At 72.6% G+C, this 14,073-nt stretch carries 14 protein-coding genes; 6 read left to right on the top strand and 8 right to left on the bottom strand.

The features are described from left to right. Window positions 1-386: 386 nt before the first annotated feature. Genes ACU436_RS01505 through ACU436_RS01490 form a run of 4 tightly spaced genes read right to left on the bottom strand, consistent with a single transcriptional unit; the run spans window position 387 to window position 4,200 of the window. A complete protein-coding gene (locus ACU436_RS01505; protein ID WP_459020794.1) occupies window positions 387-1,433 on the bottom strand; it encodes an ABC transporter ATP-binding protein in 1,047 nt (348 codons plus the stop codon). Continuing rightward, window positions 1,430-2,245: an ABC transporter permease gene (locus tag ACU436_RS01500; RefSeq protein WP_459020793.1), complete on the bottom strand. Its 816-nt coding sequence runs from the start codon at window positions 2,243-2,245 to the stop codon at window positions 1,430-1,432. The genes ACU436_RS01505 and ACU436_RS01500 overlap by 4 nt, the downstream gene beginning before the upstream one ends. After that, complete coding sequence (locus ACU436_RS01495) at window positions 2,242-3,105, bottom strand: ABC transporter permease (RefSeq protein ID WP_459020792.1); 864 nt, start codon at window positions 3,103-3,105, stop codon at window positions 2,242-2,244. Before ACU436_RS01495 ends, ACU436_RS01500 begins: the two co-directional genes overlap by 4 nt. A 12-nt stretch (window positions 3,106-3,117) precedes the next feature. After that, complete coding sequence (locus ACU436_RS01490) at window positions 3,118-4,200, bottom strand: ABC transporter substrate-binding protein (protein ID WP_459020791.1); 1,083 nt, start codon at window positions 4,198-4,200, stop codon at window positions 3,118-3,120. 63 nt (window positions 4,201-4,263) lie between these two features. On the opposite strand from ACU436_RS01490, the gene ACU436_RS01485 reads away from it, so the two are divergent. The 4 genes from ACU436_RS01485 to ACU436_RS01470 are packed head-to-tail and all read left to right on the top strand — an operon-like array spanning window position 4,264 to window position 8,700. Next, complete coding sequence (locus ACU436_RS01485) at window positions 4,264-5,718, top strand: S10 family peptidase (protein ID WP_459020790.1); 1,455 nt, start codon at window positions 4,264-4,266, stop codon at window positions 5,716-5,718. Between the two features lie 9 nt (window positions 5,719-5,727). Further along, window positions 5,728-6,474, top strand: coding sequence for an IclR family transcriptional regulator (locus ACU436_RS01480; protein ID WP_459020789.1), 747 nt, complete (start codon window positions 5,728-5,730; stop codon window positions 6,472-6,474). A gap of 48 nt (window positions 6,475-6,522) precedes the next feature. Continuing rightward, the gene (locus ACU436_RS01475) at window positions 6,523-7,470 is read left to right on the top strand and encodes a PDR/VanB family oxidoreductase (protein ID WP_459020788.1); all 948 of its coding nucleotides are present in this window, start codon (window positions 6,523-6,525) and stop codon (window positions 7,468-7,470) included. Between the two features lie 9 nt (window positions 7,471-7,479). Then, window positions 7,480-8,700: a cytochrome P450 gene (locus ACU436_RS01470; RefSeq protein WP_459020787.1), complete on the top strand. Its 1,221-nt coding sequence runs from the start codon at window positions 7,480-7,482 to the stop codon at window positions 8,698-8,700. Here ACU436_RS01470 and ACU436_RS01465 read toward each other — a convergent pair. Next, window positions 8,697-9,125, bottom strand: coding sequence for a MerR family transcriptional regulator (locus tag ACU436_RS01465; RefSeq protein ID WP_459020786.1), 429 nt, complete (start codon window positions 9,123-9,125; stop codon window positions 8,697-8,699). The genes ACU436_RS01470 and ACU436_RS01465 overlap by 4 nt on opposite strands. A 24-nt stretch (window positions 9,126-9,149) precedes the next feature. Between ACU436_RS01465 and ACU436_RS01460 the strand changes: the two genes are divergently transcribed. Continuing rightward, the gene (locus tag ACU436_RS01460; RefSeq protein ID WP_459020785.1) at window positions 9,150-10,589 is read left to right on the top strand and encodes an MFS transporter; all 1,440 of its coding nucleotides are present in this window, start codon (window positions 9,150-9,152) and stop codon (window positions 10,587-10,589) included. On the opposite strand, the gene ACU436_RS01455 is transcribed toward ACU436_RS01460, so the two are convergent. After that, the gene (locus ACU436_RS01455; protein ID WP_459020784.1) at window positions 10,586-11,074 is read right to left on the bottom strand and encodes an NUDIX domain-containing protein; all 489 of its coding nucleotides are present in this window, start codon (window positions 11,072-11,074) and stop codon (window positions 10,586-10,588) included. The genes ACU436_RS01460 and ACU436_RS01455 overlap by 4 nt on opposite strands. Between ACU436_RS01455 and ACU436_RS01450 the strand changes: the two genes are divergently transcribed. Continuing rightward, window positions 11,064-11,639, top strand: a complete 576-nt coding sequence (locus ACU436_RS01450; protein WP_459020783.1) for a GNAT family N-acetyltransferase — start codon at window positions 11,064-11,066, stop codon at window positions 11,637-11,639. The genes ACU436_RS01455 and ACU436_RS01450 overlap by 11 nt on opposite strands. A gap of 115 nt (window positions 11,640-11,754) precedes the next feature. Here ACU436_RS01450 and ACU436_RS01445 read toward each other — a convergent pair whose 3' ends face one another. Together ACU436_RS01445 and ACU436_RS01440 are read right to left on the bottom strand one after the other, a co-directional pair. Continuing rightward, window positions 11,755-13,434 carry an HNH endonuclease signature motif containing protein gene (locus ACU436_RS01445; protein ID WP_459020782.1) on the bottom strand — a complete coding sequence of 560 codons (1,680 nt, stop codon included), beginning with the start codon at window positions 13,432-13,434 and terminating at the stop codon, window positions 11,755-11,757. Window positions 13,435-13,478: 44 nt separating this feature from the next. Further along, entirely contained in the window at window positions 13,479-14,057 is a 579-nt protein-coding gene (locus ACU436_RS01440) for a lanthionine synthetase LanC family protein (RefSeq protein WP_459022584.1), read from the bottom strand. Between the last annotated feature and the right edge of the window lie 16 nt (window positions 14,058-14,073).

The following is a 14,073-nucleotide window of genomic DNA, read 5'->3' as shown; positions in this document are numbered from 1 at the left end:
CGCGTTGCGCGCGGCGGAACGGACGCGGCTGAGTGGGGAACTGCCGATCCTGTGGGCGCGCGGCGAGATGCTCGTCCTGCCTCCCGGACCTGGGTACGGGCACTCACCTGGACGGCAGGTCGACTGCGTGTGGTCACCCTGCGGGTCACGGAGTCGGGAGCACAGGATAGTCGCGTGGGCGCCCGGCGGTGACGGCCTCGTCGAGGTCGGGCGTGCGGCGTGGCCGGGCGTGATCGTTACGAGACGACGCTGAATGCCGTCGTGAGGGCAGCTTCCCGCATCTCGGATCGATCACCGGGCGCGGATCCGCCCGAGCCCCGGCCCTCTGTTGCACGAACGGCACTCTCGTCCGAACCTGTCGGACGAAAGTGCCGTTCGTACGAGAATCAGCGCTCGTGCAGCGGGAGCAGATCCTCGGCCGCGAAGGAGGCCAGCACCGTGTCGCCCGCCTGCCACGAGCCCCCGGCACTGCGCGGCCGCTCCGCGACCACCGCGATGCCGGCGGGTTCGAGCTCCAGGTGGTAGCGGACGCTGTCGCCGAGGTAGACCCGGCCGGTGATCCGCGCCTTGTGCCCGCCGGGGGACGGTTCGCCCGCCGGGCCGAGCCGCACCGCCGAGGGGCGGATGCCCACGTGGTCGGCGGGCCCGGCGCTCGGCACGGGCAGGTCGAGGCCGTCCGCGGTGCGGTAGCGGCCGTCCACGACCGTGCCGGGGAAGATGTTCTCGACGCCCATGAAGTCGGCCACGAACACCGTGCGCGGGCCCTCGAACACCTCGGACGGGCTGCCGACCTGCTCCACCCGCCCGGCGTTCAGCACGGCGATGCGGTCGGAGATCGACAGGGCCTCCTCCTGGTCGTGGGTGACGAACAGGACCGCCTGCTCCAGCCGCTGCTGCAGGGCGCGCAGCTCGAGGCGGATCTCCTGGCGCAGCTTGGCGTCGAGGTTGGACAGCGGCTCGTCCATGAGCAGCACCCGCGGCCGGACCGCGACGGCCCGCGCCACCGCGACCCGCTGCTGCTGCCCGCCCGACAGCTGGCCCGGGTAGCGGTCACCCAACCCCGCGATGTCCATCAGTGTGAGGGCTTCCTGCACCCGCGACGCGACGTCGCCGGCCGGGAGCTTGCGGGCCCGCAGGCCGTAGGCCACGTTGTCCCGCACGCGCAGGTGCGGGAAGAGCGCGTAGTTCTGGAAGACCACGGCGGTGTCGCGCCGGTAGGGCGGCACCGCCGTGACGTCCGCGCCGGCGAGCAGCACCCGGCCGGTGTCGGCGGGCAGGAAGCCGGCCACGACGTTCAGCGTGGTGGTCTTGCCGCACCCGCTCGGCCCGAGCAGGCTCACCAGCTCGCCCGCCTCGACCTCGACGTCGACGCCGTCGAGCACCGGCGTCGCGCCGAACGACTTGCTCACGCCGTCGATGCTGAGAGCAGTCACCCCTTCACCCCTCCGGACAGGACCTGGCCGAACCGGATGAACCTGTTGGAGATCACCAGCAGCAGGCCCACCAGCAGGATCTGCACGGTGGACACGGCGGCGAGCGTGGGGTCCACGCGGAACTCGGCGTACTGGACCATCGCCACCGGCAGCGTGATCTGGCCGGGGGAGATGAGGAACAGGCTGATCTCCAGCTCGGCGAACGAGAAGATGAACGCGAAGATGAACGCGCCGACGAGCGACGGGCGCAGCAGCGGCAGCGTCACCCGCCACAGCGTCTGCCACGGGCCCCGGCCGAGGTCGAGCGAGGCGCGCTCGACGTCCGTGCCGAGGCTCGACAGGCCCGCGTGCACGAGCCGGAACGTCCACGGGAGCGTGATCGTCGTGTGGGCGAGCAGCAGGGCGCCGAGCGTCGGCACGAGGCGGACCTGCAGCGCCCACGACAGCTGGTAGAGGTAGATGTAGATGGCGACGCCGCTGACGATCGCCGGGATCAGGAGCGGGAGCAGGAACCCGTTCTCCAGGAGGGCTCGCCTGCGCAGCCGGGCGCGGCCGAGCCCGATCGCGGCCAGGAGGCCGAGCGCCGTCGCGAGCAGCGCGGTGGAGAGCGCCAGCACGAACGACAGCCGGAGCCCGCCGAAGAGCCCGCGCTCCCGGGTGAGCCCGCCGAACCAGCGCAGCGAGTAGCCCGACGGCGGGAACGTGAGGAACTCGCTGTCGAAGAACGACATCCACACCACGAGCGCCACCGGCAGCAGCATGAAGCCGAACACCAGCACGCTCACGACGACGAGCCATCGGGGCATGGTCATCGTGCCATCCGCCACCCTTCGAACTGGCGCCGCAGCAACCTGCCGTACAGCAGCACCACCGCGAGGCTCACGACGAGCATCAGGGCGGCCATGCTCGCGCCGAACGGCCAGTTGTTGTCCGACGAGATCGTGTCGTAGATGACCGGCGCGAGCATCGGCACCTGGGTGCCGCCGACGAGCCGGGGCGTGGCGTACGCGTTGATGCACAGCACGAACACCAGCGACGTGCCCGCCGCGATCCCCGGCACGATCTGCGGCAGTACGACCTGGCGGAACACCCGCAGCGGGCGCGCGCCCAGGTCCAGCGCGGCCCGTTCGGTGTTCGGGTCGACCGACTCGAGCGACGCCTGCAGCGTGAGCACCATGAGCGGGAGCACCACCGACGTGATCGCCACGGTGACGGTGCTCGCGGTCCGCAGCAGCTCGACCGGCATCTCGAGGATGCCGACCGCCGTGAGCACGGTGTTGATCACCCCGGAGTAGCCGAGCAGGGCGACCCAGCCGATGGAGCGCACGACGTTGCCGACGAGCAGCGGGAAGACGGTCAGGATGATCAGCAGCGCCTTCGTGCGGCCGTTCGCCTTCGTGATCAGGTACGCCACCGGGAGCGCGAGCAGCAGCGCGAGCGCGGTGGACGCCAGCGCGACCAGCAGGGTGCGGGTCAGCGCCTCCACGTGGAACGGGCTGGTGAAGAACCGCGTGAAGTTCTCCAGCGTGAACGCCGGCTCCGAGAACGCCGTGCGCGACGGCCGCTCGAAGCTGAACCGCAGGAAGTAGACCAGCGGCGCCACGAAGAAGACGACGGTGATCACCGCGGCGGGCAGCACGAGGAGCCGGCCGGTGCGGCGATCGAGGTTCACTGGTTCCCGCTTCTAGCTGTTGATGAGCTGCTCGACGTACTGCCGGCGCCACCGTTCGTTGTTCTGCGCGAGGTAGGAGAGGTCGACCTGGTAGATCTGCTGCTCCTCCTCGGGCGTGAACCCGATCTCGCTGGTCAGCTCCGGCGGCGGGTCGACGTTGGTGACGGTCGGCCAGTACCCCATGTTCTGCGCGAACTGCAGCTGCGCGTCGGGGTCGAGCATCGCGTCGATGTAGGTGTAGGCCCCGTCCGGGTTGGGGGCGTTGGCCGGGATGCCGACGGTGAAGACGACCGGGAACGTGCCCTCCCGCGGGATGGCGGACGCCAGCGGTGCTCCGGCCTGTTTCCACTGGTAGGCGCGCGCCTTCCAGTTGTACGCCAGCCACACCTCGCCGGACATCAGCGCCTGGCCGAGCTGCTCCTGGGACTCGTAGACCCGCACGGTGCCCTTGCGCTGAAGCATCCGCTGCCAGCCCGCGTCCCAGTCGTTGCCCGGGTCGCCGCCCGCTTCGAGCGCCGCGGCCATGAAGTACTCGGTGGCCCACTGGATCGACATGATCCCGATGCGGCCCGCGTAGGCCGGGTCCCAGAACACGTCGTAGCTGGTGGGTGCCGGGTTCACGTGCTCGGTGTTGTAGATGATCACGCCGGCGCTGTAGATGTGCGGCACCCACAGGTCGTTGCGGAAGTCCTCGCGGATGTCGGCGTAGTGGGACAGGCGCGCGGGGTCGATCCTGGCGAGCAGCGATGCGTCGGCGATCTCCTGTGCCTGCTGGTCGGAGAGCGCGGTGACGTCGATGGTGCCCGGCCCGCCGGTCTGGCCCTCCGTGCGCATCTTCGTCATGCGCGCGACCTGGTCACCCACGTCGTAGACGACGGTGGGCGCGCCGTCGGTGCCGGCCAGCACCGGCTCGACGTAGTCCTGCTGGAACTTCTGGTAGTCGCCACCCCACGTGCCGACCACGGCCTCACCGGCGCCGCCGCCACCGCCTGCCCCGGGGTTCGGCGGTGGTGCCCCGCCGCACGCGGCCAGTCCGAGCGTGGCACCCGCCGCTCCGGCGAGAGAGAGGAACTGCCGGCGGGGGAGCTGCACCACGTCGATCTCCTTCTCCGATGATGGCGTGCATCGTAGGCCGACCGGATCACTTAGTGTCAGCACGTGGCCGAAGAAGATCCCCAGAACGAGAAGCCCGAGCCGCCGACCGACGACCTGGTCACCACATCGCACACGCTCCGTACCCCAGCGGGCGAGCTGGCCTACACCGCGACGGCCGGCCGGATCGTCGTGCGCAAGGAGAAGCACACCGACGGCACGTTCGACGGCCACGAGCCGCACGCCGAGGTCTTCGTCGTCGCCTACACCCTCGACGGCGCCGAGCCGGGCACCCGGCCGGTCACGATCGCCTTCAACGGTGGTCCCGGCTCGTCCAGCGTGTGGCTGCACATGGGGCTGTTCGGGCCCCGCCGCGTCGTGATGGGCGACGCCGGCGAGCTCGCGCCGCCGCCGTGGGGGCTCACCGACAACGAGGAGTCGCTCCTCGTCCACTCCGACCTGGTGTTCGTCGACCCGGTCTCCACCGGCTACTCCCGCGCGGTGGAGGGCGGCAAACCGGCCGACTTCCACGGCTACACCGGCGACGTCGAGACCGTCGGCGAGGTGATCCGGTTGTGGGTCACCCGGAACGAGCGCTGGCTCTCGCCCAAGTTCCTCGCCGGGGAGTCGTACGGCACGCTGCGTGCCGCCGCGCTCGCCGAGCACCTGCAGGACCGGTACGGCATGTACGTGAACGGCCTGATGCTGATCTCGAGCGTGCTCGACATGGGCACGATCCGGTTCACCGAGGGCAACGACCGCCCGTACCCGCTGTTCCTGCCGACGTACGCCGCGATCGCCCACCACCACGGCCTGCACCCGGGCCGGTCGCTCGCCGACGTGCTCGCCGACGCCACCGACTTCGCGGCGGGCGACTACCCGTGGGCCCTCGCCCAGGGCAACCGGCTGGCCGCCGCCGACCTCGACCGCGTCGCGGCCCGCCTCGCGGCCCTGTCCGGGCTCGACGAGGGCTATGTCCGCCGGGTCCGGCTGCGGATCGAGCACCTGCGCTTCTTCCGCGAGCTGCTGCGCGGGTCGGGGCGCACCGTCGGGCGGATCGACGGCCGGTTCACCGGCTGGGAGGCCGACGACGGCGGCGAGGTGCCCGGTCACGACCCGTCGATCGCGGCGATCACCGGCCCGTACACGGCGGCGATCAACTCGCACGTGCGCACGGCACTCGGCTACGCCAACGACCTGCCCTACGAGATCCTCACCGGCCGGGTGCAGCCGTGGTCGTACCGGGAGTTCGAGGGCCGCGCCGTCTCCGTCGTCGGCAAGCTGTCGGCGGCGATGCGCACCAACCCGCACCTGCGCGTCCACGTGGCCTGCGGCTACCACGACGGGGCCACGCCGTACTTCGCGGCCGAGCAGGTGCTCGCGGTGCTCCCGATCCCCGACGAGCTGCGCGACCGGATCGAGGTCCACTACTACGAGGCCGGGCACATGATGTACGTGCACGAGCCGAGCAGGCTGCAGCAGTCGGCCGACCTCGCCGCGTTCGTCACGGCCACGCCATAACATCGACCGATGCCGCGGGTGCGGACGGGGGAGTCGGTGGTCGCCCGGGTGGTGCGGGTGCTGGAGGCGTTCACCACGGACGAGCCGGCGCTCACCGTCACCGAGATAGCGCGGCGCTCCGGGCTGCCCGTCCCCACGGCGTCGCGGCTGGTCGCCGAGCTCGCCGCGCACGGCCTGCTGGTCCGCAGCGACGGGGCCGTCCGCGTCGGCGTGCGGATGTGGGAGCTGGCCCAGCGGGCCTCGCCCACTCTGTCGTTGCGCGAGGCGGCGATGCCCTTCCTCGAGGACCTGCACGCGGTGATCGGCCACCACGTCCAGCTGGGGGTCCTCGACGGCGACGAGGTGCTGTTCGTCGAGCGGATGTCGGCGCCGAACGCCGTGATCAACTACACGCGGATCGCGGGGCGGCTCGACCTGCACGCGTCCTCGTCGGGCATGGTGCTGCTCGCGCACGCCGCGGCCGAGCAGCAGGAACGCGTCCTGGCCGCGCCGTTGCGGCGGTTCACACCCCGCACACCCACGCGGCCCGCGCGGGTGCGGGAGACGCTCGCGGACGTCCGCCGGCAGGGCTACGCGCTGTGCGCCGGCTTCTACCACCTCGACGCCACGGGCGTGGCCGTGCCGGTGCGGGACGGTTCGGGCGCGGTGGTGGCGGCGATCGGCGCGGTCGTGCCGAACGACGGCAACGCCTACCTGCACGTCCCGGCCCTGCTGGCGGCGGCACGGGGGATCGGGCGCGTACTCGCCTCTCATTGATTGAGAACGCCGTACCGGCCCGGCCACGTGCTCGCCGATCCTGCCGGGATGACCGACGACGTCGTCTCGCTCAGGGTCCTGACCAAGACTCCTGAGGCCGACGGCGTGGTGTCGCTGACGCTCGCCCGCCCGGACGGGCACCGGCTCCCGGACTGGACCCCCGGCGCGCACATCGACCTCGTGTTCCCGTCCGGGGAGACCCGCCAGTACTCGCTCTGCGGTGACCGCTTCGACCCGCACGTCTACCGGGTCGGCGTGCTGCGCGAACCGGGCGGCCGCGGCGGTTCCGCTTTCGTGCACGACGTGCTCGTGCCGGGCGACGTCGTCGGCGTCGGGGGCCCCCGCAACAACTTCGCGCTGGTCCCGTCCGGGTCCTACCTCTTCGTCGCGGGCGGGATCGGCATCACGCCGCTCCTGCCGATGATCCACCAGGCCGACCTGCTCGGCGCCGACTGGCGGCTCCTGTACGGCGGCCGGGCCGCGGAGTCGATGGCGTTCCGCGACGAGCTCTCGGCATACGGCGACCGCGTGCGGGCCGTCCCGCAGGACGAGCACGGGCTGCTCGACCTCGCTGCCTTCCTCGGCGCGCCCCGGCCGGGCGTCCGGGTGTACTGCTGCGGCCCGGCGCCGCTGCTCGCCGCGGCCGAGCGGGCCTGCGCCGCCTGGCCCGCCCACACGCTGCACCTCGAACGGTTCGCCGCGTCGGACCGGGGCGCCCCCGCACGGTCCGGCCCGTTCACGGTGGAGCTCGCCCGCGCCGGTGTCGCCGTGGACGTGGCGCCGGGCGTCTCCGTGCTGGACGCCGTGCGCGCCGCGGGCGTCGACGTGCTGTCGTCGTGCCGGCAGGGGACCTGCGGAACCTGCGAGACGACCGTGCTCGCCGGCCGGCCCGACCACCGCGACTCGCTCCTCGCCGACCACGAGCGCGCGGCGGGGGACTGCATGTTCCCCTGCGTGTCGCGCTCCTGCGACGACCGGCTCGTGCTCGACCTCTAGGAGGCTCCCGTGACCACCGCACCCGCCCCGGCCCCGCCCGGGGTGCCGGCCACCGACGCCGACCCGTTCGCGCACGACGTGCTCGAGGACCCGCTGCCGCTGCACGCCCGGCTGCGCGACGCGGGTCCGGTCGTGTACCTGACCAGGTACGACGTCTACGCGTTCGCGCGCTACGAGCAGGTGCACGCCGCGCTGACGAACTGGCAGGGCTTCGAGTCCGGGGCCGGGGTCGGCCTGTCCAACTTCCGCCACGAGAAGCCGTGGCGCCCGCCGAGCCTGCTCCTCGAGGCCGACCCGCCGCGCCACGACGCGCCCCGGCGGGTGCTCTCCGGGATCCTCGGCGCGCGGGCGCTGCGCCGGCTGCGCGAAGAGTGGGCCGTCGCGGCCGAGGACCTGGTGGATCGGGTCCTCGCCGCCGGGGACACCGAGCTGGATGCCGTGCCGGCGCTCGCCGAGGCGTTCCCGCTGCGCGTGTTCCCGGACGCCGTCGGCCTGCCGCCCGGCGGGCGGGAGAACCTGCTGCCCTACGGCGACCACGCCTTCAACGCGTTCGGCCCGGGCAACGACCTGGTCGCCAAGGGCGCGCCCCGGGTGGCGGAGCTGTCGGCGTGGGTCAACGCGCGCTGCGCCCGCGAGGAGCTGCGCCCCGACGGGTTCGGCGCCCGGATCTGGGAGGCCGCGGACCGCGGCGAGATCACCCACGAGCAGGCGCCGCTGGTCGTCCGCTCACTCCTCACCGCGGGCGTCGACACCACCGTCCACGGCCTCGGCGCCGTCCTCTACGCGTTCGCCACCCACCCGGCGCAGTGGGCGCGCCTGCGCTCCGATCCCCGGCTCGCGCGGGTGGCGTTCGACGAGGCCGTGCGGTGGGAGTCGCCGGTGCAGACGTTCTTCCGGACGGCGACCACGGACGTCGCGATCGCGGATGACGGCGTCGTCCCGCGGGGCCGCAAGATCCTCATGTTCCTCGCGGCCGCGAACCGCGACCCGCGGCGCTGGGCCGACCCGGATGCCTTCGACCTGTCGCGCGACCCGTCCGGGCACGTCGGGTTCGGGATGGGCATCCACCAGTGCGTCGGCCAGCACGTGGCGCGGCTCGAGGCGGAGGCGCTGCTCACGGCGCTCGCCCGGCGCGTGGCCACGATCGAGCTCGCCGGACCGACCCGGCGCCACCACAACAACACGTTGCGCGCCTGGGCGTCCCTGCCCGTGCGGCTGGCGGTCGGCTAGGCCGTCGGCGCCCAGAGCCGGTCGGCCTCGCCCGCGGCGAGCCGGCCCCGGTACACGTCGATCTTGCGGTCGATGAGCTCGAGGTTCTCGTGCAGCTCGGCGATCCGGGCGAGCACCTCGGCCCGGTGGTCCTCCAGCAGGGCGAGCCGGTCCTGCTCGTTGCCGGACCCGGCCGAGACGAGCTGGGCGTAGCGCCGGATGCCGCGGATCGGCATGCCGGTGGCCCGCAGCTTGGTGCAGACCTTGATCCAGGCCAGGTCCAGCTCGCGGTAGCGGCGCCGGCCGCTCGCGGTGCGGTCGACGGTGGTGACGACCAGGCCGGCGCGCTCGTAGTAGCGCAGGGTGTGCACGCTGACCCCGGTGCGGCGGGCCGCCTCGGCGATGGTCACGCCCGCTTCCGGGACCGGTTGCTTGACTTCGAGCACGCTCTCAATTCTAGCGTCGTCGGCATGAACGCTCCGACGTTGCCGGATGCCGTGGCCGGCGAGCTCGACCGCCGGCGCCGGCTCCTCGTGCTGGCGATCTGTTGCGCCAGCATCGTCGTGGTGGTGATGGACATCTCCATCGTCAACACCGCGCTGCCCGCGATCCGCCGGGACCTCGACGCCTCGGTGTCCGGCCTGCAGTGGACGATCGACGCCTACACCCTGGTGCTGGCCGGGTTCCTCCTGCTGGCCGGCTCCACCGCCGACCGGTTCGGCCGCAAGCGGATCTTCCGGGTCGGCCTCGCCGTCTTCGGGCTCGGGTCGCTGCTGTGCGGGCTGGCGCCGAGCATCGGATGGCTGATCGCGGCGCGGGCGCTGCAGGCCGTCGGCGGCACGATGCTCAACCCGGTGGCGATGGCGATCGTCGCGACCACCTTCCCCGACCCGGCCGAGCGTGCGCGGGCGATCGGCGTGTTCGGCTCGATGTCGGGCCTGGCGCTCGCGCTGGGCCCGATCCTCGGCGGCGCCCTGGTCGACGGGCTCGGGTGGAGATCCGTCTTCTGGATCAACGTGCCGATCGTGGCCGCCGCGATCGTGTGCACCCGGCTCTTCGTCCCCGAGTCCCGGGCCCCACGGGCGCGCCGGTTCGACCCGGTCGGGCAGGTGCTGGTGGTCCTCGCGCTCGTCGGCGTCGTCTACGCGATCATCGAGTCCCACGCGTCGGGCTGGACCTCGCCGCTCGTCCTGGGCCTGCTCGCCGTCGCCGTGCTGGCGGTGCTCGGCATCCTGGTCCACGAGCCCCGCCGCGCCGACCCGCTGCTGGACCTGCGCCTGTTCCGCAGCGTGCCGTTCAGCGCGGCGATCCTCATGGCGCTCTTCGCCCTGTGCGGGTTCGGCGCGTTCCTGTTCGTGACGCCCCAGTACCTGCAGGACGTCCGGGGCATGTCCGCGCTCGCGGCCGGCCTGTCGCTGCTGCCGGTCGGAGTCGTGATCCTCGCGCTCTCGCCGGTCGCCGGCCGGCTCGTCGGGGCGCGCGGTCCCCGGTTGCCGCTCCTGGTCGCCGGTACCGCGCTCGCGCTGGGCGGTGTGGCGTCGATGTGGATCGGTCCGGCGACGCCGCTCCCGGCCGTGCTCGCGACCTACCTGCTGTTCGGCCTCTTCCTGGGCGCCGTCAACCCGCCGATCACGAACACGGCGGTCTCCGGGATGCCCCGCTCGATGGCCGGGGTCGCCGCCGCGACGGCCTCCGTCGGGCGGCAGACCGGCACGACCCTCGGTGTCGCGATCGCCGGCACGATCATGGGATCGAGCGTGGCGGGCGGCGGCGCCGCGTTCACCGGCGCGGCGGCCGGCGTCTGGTGGATGCTGCTGGCCCTCGGCGCCGGGATCGTGGTCCTGGCGCTGGTCAGCACCGGGGCTCGGGCGCTCGGCAGCGCCCGGCGCGCGGCAGCGCTCTTCGACTAGCTCGGGACCCCGTCCTCGAGGTACGCGCCGCCACGCCGATTCTCGGTCAGGCACGCCAGCACCCGGCGGGCCAGCCGGGGGATCAGCACCGACTCCAGGAGGCTCGGCGACACGAACTCGAACCTCTCCAGCTCGTCGGTCGGCAGCCGGATGCCGGCGATCTGCGCGGCCGCGAGCACCCCGCCGTCGAACAGGAACATCAGCCCGCCGTCCCACGGCGGGCGCGGCGACACCCAGTCCACGCAGAGCAGCCCGCCGAGCGGCGGCACGAACCCGATCTCCTCCCTCAGCTCGCGCTTGCACGCCGTCAGGGGCGACTCGTCGGGTTCCAGTGACCCGCCCGGCAGCTCCCACCCGTCCTTGTAGGTGGGGCGCACCACGAGCACGCGTCCCTGCCCGTCCCGGATCAGCGCGCCTGCCGCTGCCCGCACCCGGGTGAGGCCGGCGATGTAGCCGAGATCGGGATCCGCCGGCGTGTCGGTCACGATGGGAAGGTATCGCCGAGCCCTGTCGACGCACGCCGTCGACCCGACCGATCCGGAAGGCCTCATGGGCGACTCCGTCGTGGTACGGGCGGCAGCGGCCGGTGACGCCGCGCCGCTGGCGGCCACGATCTCCGTCGCGTTCGCGCAGTACCGCGACCGGCTCGAGCCCGAGTCCGGCGCCTTCCGGGAGACCGCCGACACGATCTCGCGCGACCTCGCGGCCGGGGCCGGCGCCATCCTCGCCGAGCAGGACGGCGAGCCGCTGGGCTGCGTCATGATCAAACCGGTGGAGGGCGATCTGTACCTCGGCCGGCTGGCGGTGGTTCCGTCGGCGCGCGGCCGCGGCATCGCCCGCCGCCTGGTCCGGGCCGTCGAGGAGGAGGCTGCCCAGCGCGGGCTGACCGGTGTTCGGCTGGGCGTCCGCATCGTGCTCACCGAGAACCAGCGGTTGTTCGCCGCGTTGGGCTATGTGGAGACCTCGCGCGAGGCGCATCCGGGTTTCGACCACCCGACCTCGATCACCATGCGGAAATCCCTGCCCATGGATTCGGTCGGGATGCAGTAGAGAGCTGGCTGGATGCGGGGCCGGTCGCTATCGCGGCGCCTGAACGACCAGTTCGGGGTCAAGTCGCTGACCCGCCCGCAGGTGTCGGAGATGGCTCCCCATCTCGCTCGAGGCGTCAGAAGGGCGGCGGTTCGGCGTCGTCGGGCGGGATGGCCTCGCCGTTCCAGATCGCGGCGGTGCGCCGGTCGGTTTCGATTCGTTCCAGCCGTGCGGCCAGGTCTTTGGGCAGGCCTTTCCGGGCGGTGGTCTTGTCGGGTGGCAGGTCGTCGTCGGGTCGGTAGTCGTGGGGGTCGCTGTGGTAGTGGTGCCCGGTGGGGGTGATCCATTGGATGCGGCCGTCGGGCAGGGCGCGCACGGCCCAGCCGGGTGCGTGTTTCATGCGGTGTTCGTGCCCGCAGCAGCCGTGCAGGTTGGTGTCGTTGGTGGGGCCGTGCGGGTAGGGCTGGATGTGGTCCAGGTGCCCGTCGAGGGCGCGGCGGCGGCAGATCGGGCCGCGGCAGTAGACGTCGCGGGCGCGCACGAAGTCGGCGAGGCCGGCTGGGGGCCGGTAGGTGGTGCGGCCGTGGTCGAGCACGGTGCCCGAGAGTGGGTCGTAGACCAGGCGCCGCAGGGTGGCGTCGGTGGCGATCTCACGGGCCAGACCGGCCGGGATCGGGCCGTACCCGACCAGTTCGCAGGACTGGTCGTCGGCGCCGAGCAGGGTGGTGAACGGCATCAGGACCTGCACGAGGGGTTTGCCGGGGTTCACCGGGCGCGGCGCCACACCGCCGACGCCCCGGTCGCCGTCCGCATCGGCGCTGGTGTCCGCGCCGGCGGCGGCGCTCGTGTCCGTGTCCGTGTCCGCGTCGGCGCTGGTGTCGCCGTTGCTGTCAGGAGCCGCGTCGCGGTCGGGGGCCGCGTGGGTGAGTCGGCCGGACAGCAGGGCGGCGGCGAGGTCGGCCCGGCGGGCGTCCATCCCCCGCGGGTCATCTGTGCCGCAGCCCCGGGCGAGGCGGGTCAGCCATTGGAAGCTGGCCTGCGCGTCCGGGGCGGACATCAGCGCCCACAGCGAAGCCATCCCGTCCTGTTCCCCACTGATCGACACCCGCCGGTCCCGCCGCGCCACCTTGTGCCGCTGCGCGGCTCCTTCGGGATCGGCGGCGATGACGGCCCGTTTCAGGGCGGCCTTCAGTTGGCCGAGGGTCTGATCGGGGGCCCGGTCCAGCACACGCCGCTGCACTGCCCGGGCCTTCTCCACGCTCAGGTAGTGGGTGGCCTCGCAGATCGCGACCACGCGGCGTTCGTCGAGGCGGCCCTGCTGCCACAACTGCAGGGTTTCGGGGAGCACCTGCTGCAGTTGCACGGACCGGCCGAGCCGGGCCTTGGCGGTCAGCCGGGCCTGTTTCAGGGCGAGCCCGACCTCGTCGGGGGCGAACCTGCCGATGCTGCAGGGTTTGTCGGTGGCGACGAGGGTGGGGTCGTCGCCGGGGCGGCGGTGGGCGAACTCGGCCAGCAGCCGGGCCTGGCGAGCTTCGGCCCACCCCACGACCCGCTCGAACCCGGTGATCGCGTCGATCAGCTGCGCATCCGACAGCCCGGCCTCGTCGCAGGTGTCGGTGTCGATCTCCAGGGCGAACAGCCCGGACGGGGCGCTGTTGCCCCAGGTGCGCTCTTCCTCGTCACGGCGGAGCTCGCGTTCGATGCTCGCCCAGTCGAACGCGTCCTCGAGTCGGGGGTCGACGAGGTCGTCGGCCTCCTCATCGCAGACACTATCGAACATACGTTCGATAGTAGTCGATGTGGGCCGGCTCCGCAATGTGGACCATGCTGCAGCCGGGGCCGATGAACCCGGGTGACCGATCAGCTGCCCGGGAGCCGTTCGACCGCCGCTGGGGACGAGCTCTCGAACCGCGGGATCGATCTCCGGGAAGTGTCGGGTGAGCGAGCCACGACTCCATCTGCGGCGCTGTGGTGATCGGGCCACGGGACGGCGTACGAGGGATCCCGCCCTGACTTGATCCGGGCGAGGCGCAGCAGTTCGCGCACGATGCCTGCGTTGCCCATCGCCCAGCCCGTTCGCGGCGCGAGGGCGGTGGGCGTGGCCCGGTGCTCGTGGTTGGACCACCGGGCGCCGCGTGCGTCGACGGTGGCGCGTGCAGAGAGGTCGACGAGGAGAACGTCGGAGAAGGCAGGTCCATCGTGTCCCTCGACGAGCCGGTCGCACGCGAGGGCCAGCACCCCGGCGGTCCCGCAACAGCGGCCGTTGTTGTCCCAGAATCCGGGCCACAAGCGCCGTGGCAGGCCGGAGGATGTGACGGTGTACCAGCAGCGGTCCTGCAACTGGGTCCACACCGGTTCGCGGGTGAGTGCGCCGAGGAGGCGGAACACCTGCGCATCCCCGGCCGGACCGTTGCACCAGCCGTAGCTGTAACGATCGATCAGCTCCGGCTTGTGC

The organism is Pseudonocardia wallangbongensis (assembly GCF_054486945.1).
The sequence above is the reverse complement of the archived record's forward strand: the minus strand, read 5'-3'. Positions and strand labels throughout refer to the sequence as shown.